19 protein-coding genes are annotated in these 18,105 nt (G+C 38.4%); 3 read left to right on the forward strand and 16 right to left on the reverse strand.

Annotated elements, in window-relative coordinates:
• Nucleotides 1–267: 267 nt before the first annotated feature.
• The 5 genes from IGJ50_RS15025 to rpsO form a co-directional block, all read right to left on the reverse strand.
• On the reverse strand, nucleotides 268–1,596 hold the full coding sequence (locus IGJ50_RS15025; RefSeq protein ID WP_207120183.1) for a PcsB-like coiled-coil domain-containing protein: 1,329 nt from the start codon (nucleotides 1,594–1,596) through the stop codon (nucleotides 268–270).
• 241 nt (nucleotides 1,597–1,837) lie between these two features.
• Nucleotides 1,838–2,347 (reverse strand): rod shape-determining protein MreD, encoded by a 510-nt coding sequence (mreD, locus tag IGJ50_RS15030; RefSeq protein ID WP_207120184.1) that lies wholly within the window; start codon nucleotides 2,345–2,347, stop codon nucleotides 1,838–1,840.
• Nucleotides 2,348–2,354: 7 nt separating this feature from the next.
• The gene (gene mreC / locus IGJ50_RS15035; protein WP_069639203.1) at nucleotides 2,355–3,215 is read right to left on the reverse strand and encodes a rod shape-determining protein MreC; all 861 of its coding nucleotides are present in this window, start codon (nucleotides 3,213–3,215) and stop codon (nucleotides 2,355–2,357) included.
• Nucleotides 3,216–3,401: 186 nt separating this feature from the next.
• Nucleotides 3,402–5,516, reverse strand: coding sequence for a polyribonucleotide nucleotidyltransferase (pnp, locus tag IGJ50_RS15040; RefSeq protein ID WP_069639202.1), 2,115 nt, complete (start codon nucleotides 5,514–5,516; stop codon nucleotides 3,402–3,404).
• Nucleotides 5,517–5,728: 212 nt separating this feature from the next.
• Nucleotides 5,729–5,998: a 30S ribosomal protein S15 gene (gene rpsO / locus IGJ50_RS15045; RefSeq protein ID WP_010761818.1), complete on the reverse strand. Its 270-nt coding sequence runs from the start codon at nucleotides 5,996–5,998 to the stop codon at nucleotides 5,729–5,731.
• Nucleotides 5,999–6,269: 271 nt separating this feature from the next.
• On the opposite strand from rpsO, the gene def reads away from it, so the two are divergent.
• Nucleotides 6,270–6,833 (forward strand): peptide deformylase, encoded by a 564-nt coding sequence (gene def / locus IGJ50_RS15050; protein WP_429951180.1) that lies wholly within the window; start codon nucleotides 6,270–6,272, stop codon nucleotides 6,831–6,833.
• A gap of 53 nt (nucleotides 6,834–6,886) precedes the next feature.
• Here the strand turns inward: def and IGJ50_RS15055 are convergent, their stop codons facing one another.
• From IGJ50_RS15055 to IGJ50_RS15065, 3 genes are all read right to left on the reverse strand, one after another.
• Entirely contained in the window at nucleotides 6,887–7,663 is a 777-nt protein-coding gene (locus IGJ50_RS15055) for an HAD family hydrolase (RefSeq protein WP_429951182.1), read from the reverse strand.
• 22 nt (nucleotides 7,664–7,685) lie between these two features.
• Complete coding sequence (locus IGJ50_RS15060) at nucleotides 7,686–8,333, reverse strand: DNA alkylation repair protein (RefSeq protein ID WP_429951184.1); 648 nt, start codon at nucleotides 8,331–8,333, stop codon at nucleotides 7,686–7,688.
• A gap of 100 nt (nucleotides 8,334–8,433) precedes the next feature.
• Nucleotides 8,434–9,231, reverse strand: a complete 798-nt coding sequence (locus IGJ50_RS15065; protein ID WP_429951186.1) for a formate/nitrite transporter family protein — start codon at nucleotides 9,229–9,231, stop codon at nucleotides 8,434–8,436.
• A 622-nt stretch (nucleotides 9,232–9,853) separates the two neighbouring features.
• Here IGJ50_RS15065 and rpsD point away from each other — a divergent pair.
• On the forward strand, nucleotides 9,854–10,465 hold the full coding sequence (gene rpsD / locus IGJ50_RS15070) for a 30S ribosomal protein S4 (protein ID WP_010761823.1): 612 nt from the start codon (nucleotides 9,854–9,856) through the stop codon (nucleotides 10,463–10,465).
• A 112-nt stretch (nucleotides 10,466–10,577) separates the two neighbouring features.
• On the opposite strand, the gene IGJ50_RS15075 is transcribed toward rpsD, so the two are convergent.
• Together IGJ50_RS15075 and IGJ50_RS15080 are read right to left on the reverse strand one after the other, a co-directional pair.
• On the reverse strand, nucleotides 10,578–11,249 hold the full coding sequence (locus IGJ50_RS15075) for an ABC transporter ATP-binding protein (RefSeq protein ID WP_429951188.1): 672 nt from the start codon (nucleotides 11,247–11,249) through the stop codon (nucleotides 10,578–10,580).
• A 16-nt stretch (nucleotides 11,250–11,265) separates the two neighbouring features.
• A complete protein-coding gene (locus tag IGJ50_RS15080) occupies nucleotides 11,266–12,351 on the reverse strand; it encodes an ABC transporter permease (protein ID WP_069639196.1) in 1,086 nt (361 codons plus the stop codon).
• 182 nt (nucleotides 12,352–12,533) lie between these two features.
• Here IGJ50_RS15080 and lepB point away from each other — a divergent pair, with 182 nt between their 5' ends.
• Complete coding sequence (gene lepB, locus IGJ50_RS15085) at nucleotides 12,534–13,079, forward strand: signal peptidase I (RefSeq protein ID WP_069639195.1); 546 nt, start codon at nucleotides 12,534–12,536, stop codon at nucleotides 13,077–13,079.
• Nucleotides 13,080–13,253: 174 nt separating this feature from the next.
• On the opposite strand, the gene IGJ50_RS15090 is transcribed toward lepB, so the two are convergent.
• The 6 genes from IGJ50_RS15090 to trpC all read right to left on the reverse strand — a co-directional run bounded on the left by IGJ50_RS15090 (nucleotide 13,254) and on the right by trpC (nucleotide 18,105).
• Entirely contained in the window at nucleotides 13,254–13,877 is a 624-nt protein-coding gene (locus tag IGJ50_RS15090; protein ID WP_429951191.1) for a DUF1054 domain-containing protein, read from the reverse strand.
• 32 nt (nucleotides 13,878–13,909) lie between these two features.
• On the reverse strand, nucleotides 13,910–14,479 hold the full coding sequence (locus IGJ50_RS15095; RefSeq protein WP_429951193.1) for a GNAT family N-acetyltransferase: 570 nt from the start codon (nucleotides 14,477–14,479) through the stop codon (nucleotides 13,910–13,912).
• 69 nt (nucleotides 14,480–14,548) lie between these two features.
• Nucleotides 14,549–15,322 carry a tryptophan synthase subunit alpha gene (gene trpA / locus IGJ50_RS15100; protein ID WP_207120187.1) on the reverse strand — a complete coding sequence of 258 codons (774 nt, stop codon included), beginning with the start codon at nucleotides 15,320–15,322 and terminating at the stop codon, nucleotides 14,549–14,551.
• Nucleotides 15,319–16,512 (reverse strand): tryptophan synthase subunit beta, encoded by a 1,194-nt coding sequence (gene trpB / locus IGJ50_RS15105; RefSeq protein ID WP_242550951.1) that lies wholly within the window; start codon nucleotides 16,510–16,512, stop codon nucleotides 15,319–15,321. The genes trpA and trpB overlap by 4 nt, the downstream gene beginning before the upstream one ends.
• Nucleotides 16,513–16,759: 247 nt before the next feature.
• Nucleotides 16,760–17,350, reverse strand: a complete 591-nt coding sequence (locus IGJ50_RS15110) for a phosphoribosylanthranilate isomerase (RefSeq protein WP_429951196.1) — start codon at nucleotides 17,348–17,350, stop codon at nucleotides 16,760–16,762.
• On the reverse strand, nucleotides 17,347–18,105 hold the full coding sequence (trpC, locus tag IGJ50_RS15115) for an indole-3-glycerol phosphate synthase TrpC (RefSeq protein ID WP_429951198.1): 759 nt from the start codon (nucleotides 18,103–18,105) through the stop codon (nucleotides 17,347–17,349). The genes IGJ50_RS15110 and trpC overlap by 4 nt, the downstream gene beginning before the upstream one ends.

Genomic DNA, 18,105 nt, shown 5'->3' on the forward strand with positions numbered 1-18,105 from the left:
TTCATCTTTTGAGTAATTTTCATTCTTTTATTAACAACGAACTCATTGTATCATAATCACATGTCATACATATAAAAATAATGTTACAGGAGTATTTCATTTTTGAAAGGTAAGAATGACAGTTGAACATAGCCGTATTTAGCTATCTAAATAGGACTTATCAAGTTCAGTCCTCTTACCATACCCCACTCGATGGTATATTACAAATAATCCCTATCAGAAAAACCATGTACGTTTTTTCTGACAAGGAATTATTTTATCTTTTAATTATCCTGGAAAACGCCATACAACCGCTCTAAAGTTTGCTGCATATGGACTTGGTGTCCAACCTGTAGTAGTTGAAACATAACCCGAACCTGCTGGATTATTTGATTCAACGATCTGAACTGAACTGCCATTGACACCCACGACAAGGACTGTATGAACGCCATCTAACCATGCATCCGGACTAAGTGAGTTTTCATACTGCACAACATCACCGACTTGGACATCAGACCAAGAGACTTGAACTGCACCGGATTGCGTATAGCCACTGTGAGGGCCGCCTGGTGAGAATCTGATACCTGCTGCATTTAGCCAATTTTGGACAGCTACAATACATTCGCCACTTTGTCCCCAACCAGTAGGATTGGTTTGGCCAACTGAATTTAAGGCAATTTGAGCGGCTCTTTTCTTCGCTTCTGAGACGCCGCCTGTACCAATACTGCTGCCGCCGCCAGTGTTCCCATTATTGCTAGGTTTTTCTGGTGTGGGTGCTGCTTGGGCTGTGTTGGTCGTGCCATTTTCTTCTACAACATTCGTTTGAGCAAGACCTGGATTAGCTGCTTGCGCTTCCGCTAACTTAACCGCAGCTTCGGCTTCCGCTTTTCTTTGTGCTTCTTGCTGTTTAGCTTGCTTCGCTTGTTCTTCTGCTAATTTCTTTTGAGCTGCGGCTTTTTGATCCACATACTCTGATTTCTTGCTTTCTTCTGTCGAGCGTTGTGCTTCTAGTTCATTTTTAGCAATTTCTTGTTCTAGTTTCAATGTATTCAGCGAAGCTTGTTGATCCGTCAATTCTTTTGTAGAAGTTTCTAAAACAGAGATTTGTGATTCAACTGTTTTTGTCTTATCTTCTACGTCTTTTTTATCAGAATTTTGTTGCTCTAATAGGTCATTATTAGCATTGACCAGTGTTGTGATCCCTTGTACACGGCTGATCGCATCTGAAATCGATTCAGAATTAAGGATAACATCTAAATAGCTAGTACTTGAGCCACTGACTTGTACGTCACGAGCTTGATTACGCATTTGAACTTCTCTTTTTTGAATCCGAACATTCAAATCTGAAATTTCACCATATAAGGTTGTGATTTCATCTTTCAGCGTTTTTTCTTTCGCCGTTAATTCATCGATTTTTGTAGCAGTAGTCAGCATATCTGATTCGATTGTTGCTAATTTAGCTGCGGCTTCTGATTCTTTTGTTTTTAGTCCATTAATGATTACATCTTGTTGGTCGATCTTTGTATCATACTCATCTGCAATTGCTGCCATAGGCACAGCAGCAGAAGTAAGCGTGATTGAACAAACCATCAAAGCTGATAATATACTTTTTTTCACTCTTGAATTCCTCCGACATTTACTTTATATATTTTATGATTTCTGAGTATTTTTTCGGTCTTATAATTTTGCAACGTGCTAATTGTACCATAGCAGTATGACATACAGATAAAAAGGATATTACAAAAATGTTTCATGCCGCCAAATTAAATAACACGAATAATTATATCTCCTCACTTTTACAACTAAAGTAAAACATTAGCATATTGGTATATTTGGACTCCGCACATTGAAAAAGAGACTATTCATTAGCGAATAGCCTCTTCAATGGATAAGAAAAAATAACGAATATCAACATATTGAATAGTAATGTCGGACCTAAAACTTTAGTGATAAATAACAATGGTGCGACATTTGATAATTTGAAAATAACTTGTAATCCTACCGCAATTAGTTCATATGTCGTCACAAAAATGATCATCCCAAAGAATGCCGTTGGTAGATTCGTATGCACTACTCGCTGAAATCGATACATCATCATGACTGTTGCTGTCAGCGCAACCGTGTAGATTCCAATGATGCCGATATAATAGCTATCACAAATCAATCCCAAAACCACCGATGTGATCAGCAAATAACGTTTAGACAAGTTAGGTACCGCCATCAAAAAGGCCAATAACATAAAATGCGCATTTGCAAAATAGACGTTATCCGTTATATTTGCTGCCGCTTGGGTCATTTGACCATCCACCAGCATCAATAAAAAGAAAACAACGGGAGCGTAGTATTTAACATTTTCTTTACGTATCATTAGTCCATCATTCCCCCGCTCCAGCTAATCGTTTGATGATTGTAACAACGGGTATACCATACATATCCGCATATGGTTTGACGTAAACTTCTCTATCCAAACCATAGCTATCTGGTTTGACTTTTTGAACGACACCAACAGGCAGATTTGCTGGAGAATTTTGTCCTAAGCCGGATGTTTGTACAATATCGCCTTCTTTGATCTCCATATCTCCTACCAATTGGCTGACGATCAGGGTATTTTCTTTATCATTATAATCCTTTAATAACCCGTAAGAATCGCCTTTTTCAGAATTTATCTGAATTGGGAAATGATTTGAATTTTGGTTTTTAGACGTTAATAGTTCTACTTTAGAAGAGGTTGCATTCACTTCGATGACACGTCCAATCAACCCTTTTTGCGCTAAAACGGCCATATCGGGTTCAATGCCATCATTCGAACCACGATCAACAATCAATAAGTCTTGCCACATATCTGGCGAACGTGAGACAACCGTCGCTGTTACTTTCTCATAGTTCCCTAAGGTCTCATTTAGTGCTAGTTCTTTTTTCAATGTTTCATTTTCTTTTTTCAAGTTGTCGTTTTGAATCGATAGCTCGCCATATCCATCGATTCTTTCTTTTAAGCGTTCGTTTTCATCATAGGTGTTAAATAATGTACTAATCGATGATACGCTATTGCCGATCACCCTACCTGGAAACGAAATCACTTTGTCAATAAACCCTACGCTGTCATTGACTGCAGATTGCCCAAGATTGGTTTTTCCACTATTGGCTCTGTTAGCCGCAGTCAAACTAATGATGGTTACCACAATAATCACTACGATCAGCGTGATAATTATATTTTTATTTGGATTGAATTTTTTCACATCGACACCCCGACTAATCTTTAGACTGATAGCAATAATTTTACCACTAATTGGAAGCAAACAAAAGAGCTGTGGTACGTCTTTATATTTTTTTATTAAATATTATTGTTTTCACAAAAAAACAGAGCAGGCTAAACGCCATGCTCTGCTTTAATCGGCTCTAAATCAAAAACAAACTTCTGTTGCTTATTTTTCTTTATTTTCTTCAGTCAATAATGCTTTACGAGATACGTTGACACGGCCTTGTTTGTCGATTTCCATAACTTTTACAAGGACTTCGTCGCCAAGTTTCACAACATCTTCAACGTTATTTACACGTTCATTGGCCAATTGAGAAATATGAACGAGTCCATCTTTTCCTTTGATTAAGTTAACAAATGCGCCGAATTTTTCGATACGAACGACTTTACCAAGGTAAACTTGTCCAACTTCAACTTCTTTTGTCAACTCTTCAATGATCTTGATCGCTTTTTTGATCATATCTGCATCAGCAGAGGCAATACTTACATTACCTTCTTGGTCAATATCGATCTTCACGCCAGTTTCATCAATGATTCCGTTGATGGTTTCTCCACCTTTACCAATCACATCTTTAATTTTAGCTGGGGCGATTTGGATCATTTCGATCTTAGGTGCATATTTGCTTAACTCTGGACGAGGTTCAGCCAATGTTGATGTCAATTCTGCAAGAATTTCCATACGGGCTTTTTTCGCTTGAGTCAATGCTTCTGTCAAGATTTGTTCCGTGATTCCTTGGATTTTGATATCCATTTGTAAAGCAGTAATTCCATCTTTAGTCCCAGCAACTTTAAAGTCCATGTCGCCTAGGTGATCTTCTAGTCCTTGGATATCTGTTAAAATCGTATAGTTTTCACCATCACTGACAAGTCCCATCGCAATTCCGGCAACTGGTGCTTTAATTGGTACACCAGCATCCATCAATGCTAAAATTCCAGCACAGATACTTGCTTGTGAAGAAGAACCATTTGATTCTAAGACTTCTGATACTACACGGATCATGTAAGGGAAGTCCGCTTCACTTGGAATAATTTGCGCCATTGCACGTTCACCTAAGGCACCGTGACCGATTTCACGACGACCAGGAGAGCCAGCACGACCTGTTGAACCAACAGAGAATTGCGGGAAATTATAATGATGAATGAAACGTTTGCTGTCTTCTACACCTAAACCATCAATGATTTGGTGTTCCCCAAGCGGTGCTAACGTCACGACAGACAAAGCTTGAGTTTGTCCACGCGTGAATAATCCAGAACCATGAACGCGTGGTAAAATACCAACTTCTGACGCCAATGGACGGATTTCGTCTAATTTACGACCATCAGGACGGATTTTATCAATCGTGATCAATTCACGAACCACGTCTTTTTCTAGATCTTCTGCGATTTGTTTAACTTCTTTCGCCACTTGCGCTTCTTCTTCGTGACCAGCAAATTTTTCTGCATAGGCTTCTTTTAATTGGTCTTTGATTGCATCGATGTTGACTTCACGAGCGAGTTTTTCTTCGGTCATAACTGCTTCTTTCATTGAAGCGTAGTAAGCCGCGAAGATTTCTTTTTTCAAATCAGCATCCACTTGTAATAACTTGATTTCCATTTTTTCTTTACCAACAGCGGCAACGATTTCTTCTTGGAAAGCAACTAATTCTTTGATGGCATCAAAACCGAAAAGTAACGCACCAAGCATATCTTCTTCGGATACTTCTTTGGCACCACTTTCCACCATGTTGATTGCTTTTTTCGTTCCAGCAACCGTTAATTCGATATCTGTATTTTCAGATTGTTCGACAGTTGGGTTTAATACGTATTCACCATCAACACGACCAACATCCACACCTGCGATCGGTCCGTCAAATGGAATATCTGAAATGGCTAAAGCTAGAGATGAACCAAACATTGCTGCCATTTCTGGTGTGCAGTCTTGTTCCACACTCATCACGGTATTTGTGATTTGCACTTCATTACGGAAGCCTTCAGCAAACATCGGACGAATTGGACGGTCGATTAAACGAGCAGTTAACGTTGCACGTTCACTTGGACGACCTTCACGTTTGATAAATCCGCCTGGAATCTTCCCTACAGAGTACATTTTTTCTTCATAATTCACTGTTAATGGGAAGAAATCAAAATCTCTTGCATCTTTTGACGCAACCGCCGCGCTTAGTACAACAGTCTCTCCGTAGCGTACTAATACTGCACCATTTGCCTGTTTAGCCAATTGGCCGACTTCAACTTGTAAAGGGCGTCCGCCCCAAGTTGTTTTAAATACTTTTTTCTCTGTCATTTACTTGTTTCTCCTTTGATTCTTCGGAGAAGTTAGACTTGCTACTAAACAAATGAAAAGATTCAAACGAATTGAGTCCTTTTATTTGGTTAGTAGATTTATTCAAACTTTCCAAAGATGATTATTTTTTAGTATTTTAAGGATACTGAACCTTTGCTTTTAAATAAGCTAAAAAGCGAGGTTCTTAAAGAAACTCGCTTTTCCTTTTTTGATTAACGACGTAATCCTAAACGTTGGATCAATTCGCGGTAACGTTGGATGTCAGTTTTACGTAGGTAAGCTAACAAGTTACGACGGTGTCCAATTTTTTTCATTAGTCCACGGTAAGAATGGTGATCTTTTTTGTGAACGCGAGCGTGTTCATTCAAGTGATTGATATCAGCCGTTAATACAGCGATCTGTACTTCTGGTGAACCAGTATCTCCTTCATGACGAGCGTATTCGCTAATGATTTCGTTTTTCTTTTCTTTTGACATTGCCATGTTTTTCACCTCTTCTTTAATAGTCATCTTCTTACTGAGTAATGCGTTGGTGATTCGCACAACCAAGTAAAAGACGGTATGATTCCATACGGTTATACTTTACAGGAAAGTTGTCTAAAATGCAAGACCAAGCTCAATTTATCCATTGTTTTTTGAACAATTTATCCCCATTACGAATGGTTTTGTGATAAACTGTATAGGCGAATAAATACATTAATGGAAAGATTTAGTTTCTGACCGAGTCTTTTAAATATAAAGGAGGAATTATCCTATGATCACCATGAAGGATATTATCCGTGAAGGAAACCCAACACTTAGAGCAGTGGCTAAAGAAGTAGCTTTGCCGCTATCTGATGAAGATATCAAATTAGGTGAAGAAATGATGGAATTCTTGCATAATAGTCAAGATCCTGTCAAAGCAGAAGAATTAGGATTACGCGGTGGGGTTGGTTTAGCGGCACCACAATTAGACATTTCAAAACGAATCATTGCGGTCCACGTGCCAAATGGCGATTCGGAAAATCCAGAACCGACCTTAAGTGCAGTGATGTATAATCCGAAGATTTTGAGTCATTCCGTACAGGATGCTTGTCTTGGGGAAGGTGAAGGGTGTTTATCTGTTGACCGTGAAGTACCAGGTTATGTAGTGCGCCACAACAAAATCACGTTATCTTATGTAGATGCATCTGGCGTTAAACAAAAGATTCGGTTGAAAAATTATGAAGCGATCGTCGTTCAGCATGAAATCGATCATTTAAATGGTGTGATGTTTTATGATCATATCAATCAAGAAAATCCTTATGCGTTGAAAGATGGCGTCTTGGTGATCGAATAAGAAAACCGCTCAAGACAAACTGTACTAGTTTGTCTTGAGCGGTTTTTGCTAACTTAAATTGCCTTTAATTCTTTCAACGCTTTCCAAATACCGTCATTGTCATTGGTATCTGTCACGATTTTGGCTTCTTTTTGGATATGGGGCAAGGCATTGCCCATTGCAACACCGATCCCCGCTTCCCGCAGCATTTCACGATCGTTTTCACCATCTCCAAATGTGACGATATCTTCACGAGCGATGCCCACACGATCTGCCAAATTCAGCAGGGTCGCTGCTTTAGATCCATTATTAGGGACGATATCCACACTTTCAGAATGCCAACGAATAAAACGGAATTTAGAAAATTCATGGTCAAACAGCCCATCTGATGACGCATCATAAAAAGCTAATGCTTGATACACATCATTTTCTTTATAGAAATTCAAATCATATTCTGGTGCTTCAAAATCGATTGACCCCATCGCTTCAGCCATTTGTTTCCGGCGATGATGGTTATTTTTTTTCACATCATCCAAGCCAACATATGCCAAACCGATTTCTCTTTTTTCTACTTCTGAGGCAAAACGGTGCAATTCTTTTTCATCCAATAAATTTTGGTAGTATTGTTCATGATCTAAAAATGCGGCCGCTCCATTACAAAGAACATAATTGGAGAAATCTAAGTCTAAAATAATATCTTGTGCCATAAATCGACTGCGTCCTGTAGCAATCGTTACGAGATGTCCTTGTTGTCGTAACATCTTCAATGCTTCTCTGGTACTTTCTAGCGGTTGCCTATCTGTTCCCAATAATGTTCCATCAATATCAAATGCAAAAAGTTTTCTTCTCATGGCGTAATAACTCGCTCACTTTCTATGGTTTTGGCAAATATTTACTGCCTTCTCTGACAGCTAATGGGCTTAATTCGATCGTCTCGATCAATGTCTTGACCCACTCAGGATCAGTTTTACTATATTGACGCAAAGACCAGCCGATTGCTTTTTGAACAAAGAACTCATCTGTAGTTTTATCATAAATAATGGCTTTTTTCAATAACACAGTGTTTGTTTTTTCTTTATATAACAGTTGCAGATTAATGGCAATTCGTCTGTGCCAAAAATCTTCTTCACCAAAAAAAGCTTCAAATAACTGCGGCATTTCTTCTAGATGCTGGAACCCCCAAAGACCGAAAAACTTACGCCACGCATCCACACTATCCCACCAGGCTTTTTCGATCACGAAAGGTTTGAACCCTAAAACTTCTTCAAAAGAAAAACGTTTGACATTGGCGATTGCTAAATCGATTGCAACATATTGGTATTCCCGTTCAGGTTTATCATAATAAAATCGAACTAGGTCAACTAACTCCGTGTATGTCATTTTTTTACTCGCTTTTAAAAGCTCTTTTTCTAACAACGCTCGCTCAGGCGCAGCAATACCTGCAAATGGAAATAAATTTTTCATGTACGCTGCCATTTGCACCGCTTTGTCCGCTTTTTTTGGAAAAACTACTTCATTCATACGCTACTCCTTTTTTCTTCTTTCTCCTATCTTACTTCAAATCACTTTAGACAGCAAAAAAGCTGAAGCAAGAATAACTCCGCTTCAACTTCTGATTTCATTAATCTAAATAATTCGTATCTGCATTATTCAACCAGGCATAGCCTAAGCCCATCACTAAGCCGCCACCGATAAAGTTACCGATCAATGCAAAGAATAGGTTGTGTGCTACACTGCCGACTGTCATTGCTGCCAATGTCCCGTGAGACGCAAAGTAAGCTAAACTAAACGCAGGGAAATTAGCGATAACGTGCTCGTAGCCTAAAAATGCAAAGATAAAGATGATAAAAATAATTGCAGCAACTTTACCAGCATCATCTTTCATACGCATGCTTACTAACACTGCTGTATTTACCACAATATTAGCAAAAATAGCTTCAACTAAAATCTGTACTGTTGTTTTATCTAATTTACCAGCAATCGATGTGAAGAAAAAGCTATCCGCTGGTAAATCTTGGAAGGGAACCGTCAACGAAATCAAGTAGCCAAACAGAACGCCACCGACTAAATTAAAGAAAATACAGGTAAATAAAATCTTTGTTGCAAAAGAGAAGTTGATTTTTTTACGATAAACCCCAACGGTCATATACAGCATATTCGATGTACCAAGTTCCGCATTCATATAAAGAATCATCACAAGTGACCAACTGAACATAAAAGCATAAAGGATCTTACCTAAGCCGTGTACCATTCCTTCCCCTTTGATGGCAATCCCGAACGCAACTGCTGTCCCTAAAGTTAAAAACATACAAGCTAATATAGCACGAAAAGCGTAACGCATAAAACTACTTTGGAATAAGTTCATCTTTTTATTGATTGATTTGTCGATCTGCTCAAATAATGGCGATACAGGTTTCATTTTGTTTCTCCTTTTCAATTTGTTTTCATATTTATATTTTCAAAAACATTCTTTATCATTTTAAAGACATCTACGTGCTTTGTCTAGTACTTTTCAACAATCCTTTCTAAAAATAACAGGACTTTTAACTTGTTTTCAATAATTTTTTGGCCTATCTTTTTAAAACTCTACTATTTTAGTTCACTATCAACAATCTCTATCTAAAGATTATACAAAATGAAAAGCATATTTTAATTAGCATTATGATATAATAAAATGATAACAACTTTATAAAAGGAGGTACATGTGATATGGCAACTTTATCTAGATTTTTCTGGGGAATTTTTGGCGGCGGTTCTTCCGGTGGTGGCGGCTTTTCTGGCGGCTGGTAGTTTATTAGTATAACGCAATAAAAAGCTTGAGTTATCCCTTTTTTTGCGTTATACTAATCTTTGTGTAAAATAATGCAGCAGAAAAATAATAGGCTCGTCAACAGTCCATTGCCTTGATTGCTTAGGCTTTCAGGTTCAACTGCGTAACCCACGGCTGCAAAGGGCGAAGGTTGAAGAATGAACTGAACGAATATGAATTTTTCAGAAGATTATTTTACTCCAAAAAACTTATTTTATTGGAGGAATTTTTAATGTCACGTTATACAGGACCATCATGGAAAATCTCTCGTCGTCTAGGTATCTCTCTATCAGGTACTGGTAAAGAACTAGCACGTCGCCCATACAAACCAGGACAACACGGACCAAACAGCCGTGGTAAAGTTTCTGAATACGGTATGCAATTAACTGAAAAACAAAAATTACGTCATATGTACGGTATGAACGAACGTCAATTCGTTAACTTGTTTATTAAAGCAAGCAAGATCAAAGAAGGTAAACACGGTGTTAACTTCATGATCTTACTAGAACAACGTTTAGATAACGTCGTTTACCGTTTAGGCCTTGCAACTACTCGTCGTCAAGCACGTCAATTAGTAAACCACGGTCACGTTACTGTAGATGGCAAACGCGTAGATATCCCTTCTTACCACGTTGAAGTGGGTCAAGTGATTTCTGTTCGTGAAAAATCTCAAAACGTCGTAACAATCAAAGAAGCGGTTGAAGCAACTGTTGGACGTCCAGCATTCGTAAGCTTTGACGCCGAAAAATTAGAAGGTAGCTTCACTCGTTTACCAGAGCGTGATGAATTATACCCTGATATCGACGAAGCTCTTGTCGTTGAATACTACAACCAAAAACTTTAAGATTCGATTATCGTCGATCTTTTGGAAAAACCTTGTACAGCAAAAGCTGTACAAGGTTTTTTGCATAAAAAATAGAACAAAGCCCAACTTTCAGCTTTGTTCTATCGTTTTATTATGTTTGTTTCTCTAATACGCCATCTTTCATCACAAATACTTCATCACAAAAATCGATTAAGCGTTGATCGTGGGTCACCATGATCGTCGCTTTATTTTTTTCTTTCGTTTCTCTTGCTAAGATTTTTACAACCTCAAATGCTCGGTCAGAATCTAAACTTGCTGTGGGCTCGTCTGCTAAGATAATCGATGGATCATTATACAACGCCCGGGCAATTGCCACTCGTTGACGTTCACCACCAGAAATTTCGTCTGGGTATTTTTTCTTCAACTTCTCAATACCAAGCTCTGTTAATAACTTGTTGACTTTATCCACATCGTTTTTTTCTTTTTTTACCTTATCCACCAAACGTAATTGCTTTTCCACAGTTAAAAATGGGACTAAATTTGATGCCTGTAAAATAAAACCAATCTCTGAAAAACGAATCTTAGAACGTGTTTTTTCATTTTCCTCACTGAACGCTTCATTGTTTATCTTAACTTCGCCATTCGTCGGTGTTTGCAACCCACCCGCCAGCGTTAAAAAGGTACTTTTTCCCGAACCACTTGGTCCGATCACTGCAACAAATTGACCTTTTTCCACAGAAAAATCTGTGGATTTCAATGCTTCAATTGTAGTATCTCCATCTAAAAACTGTTTATCCACAGATAAAAATTCGATTGCTTTCATTTCAATTTGCTCCTTTCTAGCCAATTGCCTTTAATGGATCGATTTTAACAATCGTTCGAACTGAAAATAGCGCACCTAAAACGGCAATGACCAACATTATTCCACCGATTGCCAAGAAGAATGACCAGTTTGTCTGAAATGGAACTGCCGTTGGTAAGACTAGTGCTGTTCCTACAGTGCCCAGTAATCCTAATGCGATTCCCAAAACAGCCAATATAAAGGTCTGAACGATTACCGATACGGCAATATAAAAACCAGAAATTCCTTGCGCTTTCATGATTCCAAATATATTTGCTTTTTGCATAGTCAAAACATAGATAAAAATTCCTATAACAATTGCTGCGATTACGATCAAAAAGCCGATCATAAACCCGAAAGTCAGCACTTGAGCATTATATCCCGGTAATTTATTAATGAACTCTTTGATGCTGTAACGAGTCAAACCATCCTCATTTAGCTGAACATTTTTTACGGCGCCATCCTTTGCTCGAAAAACAATTGCATTTACTCGAGCGTTCTCCGATGTATCCGTTTTTTCAAACCGAATTTGTTGAAATGCGGCTGTAGAAACATATAATACTGGTGCTACATTAAATTTAGCATTATCTGTAAACCCAACTACTTTGAGCTGTTTGTCATTCCCTGCTAATTTTAATGTATCCCCAAGCTTGACGCCCTCTTCTTCTTTCAAACTGTTATCCACAACTGTTTCATTCTCATTGGCAAAGGCTTTTCCTTCAATGATATTCGGCATCAAGAATTCATCTTTATTGATCCCAAAAAAGCTGGCGTTGATTTTTTCAGCACCTTTTTTGTCTAATTGAATTACTGCAGCGGTTTGTCCGAGTGTCGCTTTTTCTTTGGCATCGACATCTTTCAATGATTTGATTGGAATCATTGACATGTTGATATTGGTATTTGATTCATCCGACAACACAATGCCATCTGCCTGCCATTTATCCACAGCAGTACGATTATCTGATGCTAACCCATAGGCTAATCCTGTTAAAAAGAAGACTAAATAGGCAATCAAAAACATCACACTGATGATCAGACCATATCGTAATTTTGAACGTACAATTTCATTCCATGCTAAAAACATACTTCCACCTCCACCTTATCAATCGATAAGTTCTAATGAAATTATAGCAAACTTTTACAACGACAACAAAATATCTGCTTGAAGTATTTCTCAAAAAAGCCATGATTTTGTCTTGTTTTCTTCTTATTTATCGAAATTGTTCTGATATACTAAAAGAAACAATACATAAAAAGGAGTTTATTATGAAAAAAAAGTATCCTACACTTTATACACTATTGCAGTTTGCACTAATTTTTTTATTTGGCCTTTTTTTGAGAAAATTTGTGCTAACTCCTGTAGAAGTCCTTGGTACATCCATGGAACCGACCTATCATGAATCAGATCGCTTGTGGCAAACCTCGTTAATCCAACCAAAACGATTTGACATAGCAACTTTCCCTAGTCCACGAAACGGGAAACGGATCGTTAAGCGTGTCGTGGGCTTACCAGGGGATACGCTTCGAATGGAGAATGATCAGTTGTATATCAATGATCAAAAGTTTACTGAACCTTATTTAGATGAATTTAAAGAAGCTTTGACAGATGGAATGCCTTTGACTGCTGATTTTACTTTAGCAACTAGTGCAGCCGGTCCAGAAACTGTTGTTCCTGAAGGAAAGTATTTTGTGTTAGGGGATAATCGAAGAGTGGCGGATGATAGTCGTTATTTTGGTTTTGTAGATGAAGAAGATATTGTCGGAGTTGTTTATTTTCGGTACTATCCGTTGAATCAGCTTGGTATACAATAAACTTCACCTCAGCCTATCATAGTGACATTTTATAGAGCCTGTATAATGAAATAAAACATTGTACAGCTTTTTGTCATGCTTTACTTTTTTGAGTGAACCAAAATGGAACAATAAGCAGGTACCTTCCTGATTACTGTTCCACTTTTTCTCTTGTCTTTTGTAATAAGGCTCTCTTTATTCAGCTTGCTGTAAGTTGATCGCCAATTGATATAACGGTAATAATTCTTCATATGTCTTCAACATATACTCACGTGCTTTTTCTGGATCATTCAGCAGATCATCTGTTTTTCTAATGATCCGGCCAATCTGAAACTCGCCTTTTTTGACATCGCGAAAACGAGTCAACTGTTTCTCTAAATTCGCTTCCTTCAAGCGCTCAATCTCAGGTTGAGTATGATCGATCGACAGATAGAAATCATCATTTAATTGTTCAAATAATGCTGGATTCTCTAAAAAAGCTTGTGCAATTTCTTTTTCATCTTTAGGATTATCGATCAGTGATAGCCACATAAACAGATACTCTGGCCAGATGCCTAATTGAAAATGAGCCTCCATTTTGTAGCCGCGTTTTTTCTGGCTTAAAGCCGACCAAGTATTTTCTGGTGGGTAGACAGTTCTACGGCGATGTTGCGCGATATGAACGAAAAATTCTGTTTCTAATTTCTCCCCTAATTTTTCCGCAAAATAATTATCTAATTGTTGAAATTTTGGTTGGATCGTTGAACGAATACCCGTCATTCGTGGATCTAATCCTTCTATTGTAAAAACATCAAAATCTTTTTCAGTAAACATTAACATGTATTCATTTCTCCTCTGAGTTGTTCTATAGTTTAGCGCTGTAAGTTCTGCCAGTCTGCCAAAGTAATTCCAAGCATAGCATCTGTCACAATTTTTCCTTTCCACATACGGGCATTCGGAATCCTGCCTTCTACTTTCATGCCAATTTTTTCCATCACACGACCTGATTTGGCATTATCGATATCATGGACAGCAAAAATCCGCATCAATCGTAACTCTTCAAAACCTAAACGCAAGATTTCGTTCGCGGCTTCCGGCATATAGCCTTTGCCCCAATAGTCTCGATTTAATGCATAGCCAAGTTCTGCAATATTGTGCTGCTCTTCCACACGCAAATCGATCGTTCCGATCAATTGACCCGTTTCCTTTAATTCGACACCATATTTTCCTAGAGGCGCTGACATAAAATAATTAGAAATACTTTCTTGCGTATCCTTCAATGACTGATGGATCGGAAAAACATAAGTAACAGTTGCTTCATCTGATGCATATTCGTACATATCAGCAGCATCATTTAGTGTGACAGGGCGCAGCTTTAAGCGCTCTGTTTCTAAATATTGATTTTGTGCAAAAATTAAATTTCGATTGATGAGGATTTCCATAATTACACCTGCTTTTCATACTACTTTACAGAAATAACCACTCAGAGGCAAGAGGAAAAATGAAAAACGTTACACTTCTTTTCTTACAGCTGCTTGGATAAAGGCTTTAACTTCGGTCCGCTTCCCTTCACTAAGCAACTGGACGATTTTACTCCCGACAATCACACCGGCACAGCTTTTTCTAAAACGGTCAACATGTTCCTTAGAAGACACTCCAAATCCAGCTAAAACAGGTTTATCGCTACTATTTTGGATATAAGTTAAATGTTCATCTAGCGTTTCTTGATAGTTTCGATCAATGCCTGTTACGCCGTTAACAGCTACTGCATAAATAAATCCTTCCCCAGCTGCCACTAATTCTGGAATTCGTTCTTTAGGAGTGGTCAAAGCAATCAGCGGAATCAAAGCAACATCACTCTCTTTTAATAATGGTTCGACTAATTCTCGATGTTCATAAGGTAAATCTGGAATAATCAATCCTAAAACATTGGTTTCCGCCAAATCTGGAATAAACCTTTCTAAGCCATAGCTAAAGATCGGATTGAAATACGTCATGATTACTAAAGGCGTTGGGGTTTTGATTTGTTTTAGCTGATGAATGATCTTGCTTAACGTGACATTGTTTTTCAATGCTCTGAGACCAGCTTCCTGGATGATCGGACCGTCTGCAACAGGGTCCGAAAAAGGAATACCTAGCTCAATCGCACTGGCTCCAGCATCTGTGAGCAACTGGATTTCATCTGCTAATCGATCTAGTCCTTGCGCACCTGCCATAATATAAGGAACGAAAATGGTCTCATCCGCTTGCTGTCTTGCTTTCAATTGTTTCGTTAGTGATTTCATTGCGAGTCCTCCTGTTCAAATAACGCTTTGATTTGTTGCACATCTTTATCCCCACGACCTGAAAGACAGACGATGACTTGCTTATCTGGTCCCAACTCTTGTGCAACCTTGATAGCATGACTAATAGCATGAGCACTTTCTAACGCTGGGATAATGCCTTCTGTTTGGCATAAAATCTTAAAAGCGGATAATGCTTCTTGATCCGTCACTGATTCGTAGCTTGCTCTTTGTGTTTCGTTTAGATGGCAATGCTCTGGTCCAAGCCCAGGGTAATCTAAACCTGCTGAAATCGAAAAGGCTTCTAAAATTTGGCCATCCTCATCCTGAAGCAGCTTCATCATTGCTCCATGAAGCACACCTGTTTTCCCTTTATTAATTGAAGCGGCATGAGCTTCTGTATCCAATCCTAAGCCTGCTGCCTCAACACCGATCAACGCGACCTCATCATCGATAAATGGATAAAAAATGCCCATCGCATTACTCCCCCCACCAACACAAGCGATAACTGCATCCGGTAATTTATTTTCCACTTCTAAAAATTGACGTCTGGCCTCGATTCCAATAATGCTCTGATAATCGCGGACGATTTCAGGAAATGGATGCGGACCTAAAACAGACCCCATTACATAATGCGTATCTTCAACATTCGCAACCCAAAAACGCAGTGCTTCGTTGACGGCATCTTTCAATGTTTTGCTTCCAGAAGTCACGCTTTCAACTTTTGCCCCTAACAATTCCATCCGAAATACGTTTAATGACTGACGAGCGACATCCACAGCTCCCATGAAAATCGTACATTCCATTCCAAATAACGCTGCGACTGTAGCCGTTGCTACACCATGTTGCCCTGCTCCAGTTTCGGCGACGACTTTTTTCTTGCCCATTTTTTTGGCTAATAATATTTGTCCGATCGTGTTATTGATTTTGTGTGCACCAGTATGATTCAAATCTTCTCTTTTGAGATAAATCTTTGCACCACCCGCATAATCTGTTAAACGTTCAGCAAAATATAACGGATTTTCTCGTCCTACATATTGTTTTAAATAGTAATTTAGTTCTGTTTGAAATTCCTCATCTATTTTGGAAGCCTCATAAACTTCTTCTAATTCTTTCACAGCATACATCAAAGTTTCCGGAACAAATTGCCCACCGAAATCCCCATAAAATCCTTGGTTTGGTTGATTATACATAATTTTCCTCCTTGTAATAAAAGCTGAATGAGCCGCTTAGTATCGACGAAAAATAGGAAAACATGAAGGTGGTGTTCTTTACCACATTCAGGTTTTATCTTTTTTCCGAGATACTGGATCATGAAGCTAGATAATATAAAAGCTGAATGGGCTCGTTTAGCCTTGACTGAAAAATAGGAAAATATGTTTGTGACGTTCCTTGTCACAGGCAGATTTTATCTTTTTTCCGAAAGGCTAGCCCGTAAAGCTAGATAACTTTCTTTAAAAAAGCCACAATTTTTGCGGGGTCTTTTACACCATTTGTTTCTACTCCGCTAGACACGTCCACTGCATATGGATTAAATCTTTTTTTCGCTTGTAGGACATTTTCAGCAGTTAGCCCCCCTGCGATAAACACTTTTTTATTTTTGATGATGCTCGTATCTAATTGTTGCCAATCGAAGACTTCACCGTTTCCCCCGACGAATTTCTGGGGTGGTGCATCAAAAAGTAGAAACTCTGTCTCTGGTTCTTGACTCAATGCTGCTTGTACAGCATGATTAACTGGTATTGCCCGAATCACTGGGACTGACACTTTTTCTGTCATTAATGCCCCATGAATCTGCACCATGTCTAAATTCGCCTGCTGTATAATTGTTTCCACTTCTTCATAGCTAGGTGAAACAAAAACACCGATTTTTTTGACTTTTCTTGGTACGTTTACCGTGATTTCTTTTGCTTTTTCAGGAGTGATTCGCCGCTTACTTTCGGCAAAAACAAAGCCTAGATAATCTGCACCAGAAGTGACTGCTAGATCCACGTGTTCTTTGGTTTTTAATCCGCAAATTTTCGCTTTCATCGCAAGACCTGCAATTCTTTGACTTTTTCTTTTGGATCATCTTCTTTCATCAAGCCTTCACCTACTAGAACTGCTTGATAATTTTCTTTTATACGTTCGACTTGTTCACCAGTTGAAAAGCCTGATTCACTGATATAAATCGCATCTGTTCCTTGTTTTCCTCCTAATAGTTGACTAACATCTATGGATACCTCAAATGATTTCAAATTGCGATTATTTACACCAATCAATTGTGCCGACAATTTTTCAGCAATTTTCAATTCTGATTCATCATGAACTTCTACCAGAATTTCTAAACCTAACCCTGTCGCTTTTGTATATAGTTCTTCTAGCTTTTGTTTGGATAATGCCGCAACAATCAGTAACACGATCGTCGCTCCAGCATTTCTTGCCCGAATGAGTTGTTTTTCATCAATGATGAAATCCTTACATAGCACTGGAATCTTCACTTGCGAAGCAACTTGGCGCAAGTCTTCAATCGATCCTTTGAAAAATTGTTCATCAGTCAATACTGAAATGGCTGTAACTCCTGCTTGTTCATAGGCTTTTGCCTGTTCACTTACATCGACTGATAAATTGATTGCGCCTTTAGACGGTGACGCACGTTTGACTTCCCCAATAAGATGCATTTTTTCTGGTCTTGCTTTGACTTGTTGATAGAATGAATCTGTTTTCCGCAGTGGTTTAACTGTTTCTAAAGACATCTGTTTTACTTCTTCTCGTTTTGCCTTGATAATTTTTTCTAGAAATGCCAT

Source organism: Enterococcus sp. AZ101 (assembly GCF_050499005.1).
GTDB lineage: Bacteria > Bacillota > Bacilli > Lactobacillales > Enterococcaceae > Enterococcus_L > Enterococcus_L ureilyticus.

Coding starts and splice junctions, on each gene's coding strand:
- mreD (WP_207120184.1), bottom strand. CDS start 2,347: ATGATACGTAAAGAAAATGTTAAATACTACGCTCCCGTTGTTTTCTTT.
- pnp (WP_069639202.1), bottom strand. CDS start 5,516: ATGACAGAGAAAAAAGTATTTAAAACAACTTGGGGCGGACGCCCTTTA.
- rpsO (WP_010761818.1), bottom strand. CDS start 5,998: ATGGCAATGTCAAAAGAAAAGAAAAACGAAATCATTAGCGAATACGCT.
- def (WP_429951180.1), top strand. CDS start 6,270: ATGATCACCATGAAGGATATTATCCGTGAAGGAAACCCAACACTTAGA.
- IGJ50_RS15055 (WP_429951182.1), bottom strand. CDS start 7,663: ATGAGAAGAAAACTTTTTGCATTTGATATTGATGGAACATTATTGGGA.
- IGJ50_RS15060 (WP_429951184.1), bottom strand. CDS start 8,333: ATGAATGAAGTAGTTTTTCCAAAAAAAGCGGACAAAGCGGTGCAAATG.
- IGJ50_RS15065 (WP_429951186.1), bottom strand. CDS start 9,231: ATGAAACCTGTATCGCCATTATTTGAGCAGATCGACAAATCAATCAAT.
- rpsD (WP_010761823.1), top strand. CDS start 9,854: ATGTCACGTTATACAGGACCATCATGGAAAATCTCTCGTCGTCTAGGT.
- IGJ50_RS15075 (WP_429951188.1), bottom strand. CDS start 11,249: ATGAAAGCAATCGAATTTTTATCTGTGGATAAACAGTTTTTAGATGGA.
- IGJ50_RS15080 (WP_069639196.1), bottom strand. CDS start 12,351: ATGTTTTTAGCATGGAATGAAATTGTACGTTCAAAATTACGATATGGT.
- lepB (WP_069639195.1), top strand. CDS start 12,534: ATGAAAAAAAAGTATCCTACACTTTATACACTATTGCAGTTTGCACTA.
- IGJ50_RS15090 (WP_429951191.1), bottom strand. CDS start 13,877: ATGTTAATGTTTACTGAAAAAGATTTTGATGTTTTTACAATAGAAGGA.
- IGJ50_RS15095 (WP_429951193.1), bottom strand. CDS start 14,479: ATGGAAATCCTCATCAATCGAAATTTAATTTTTGCACAAAATCAATAT.
- trpA (WP_207120187.1), bottom strand. CDS start 15,322: ATGAAATCACTAACGAAACAATTGAAAGCAAGACAGCAAGCGGATGAG.
- trpB (WP_242550951.1), bottom strand. CDS start 16,512: ATGTATAATCAACCAAACCAAGGATTTTATGGGGATTTCGGTGGGCAA.
- IGJ50_RS15110 (WP_429951196.1), bottom strand. CDS start 17,350: ATGAAAGCGAAAATTTGCGGATTAAAAACCAAAGAACACGTGGATCTA.
- trpC (WP_429951198.1), bottom strand. CDS start 18,105: ATGGCATTTCTAGAAAAAATTATCAAGGCAAAACGAGAAGAAGTAAAA.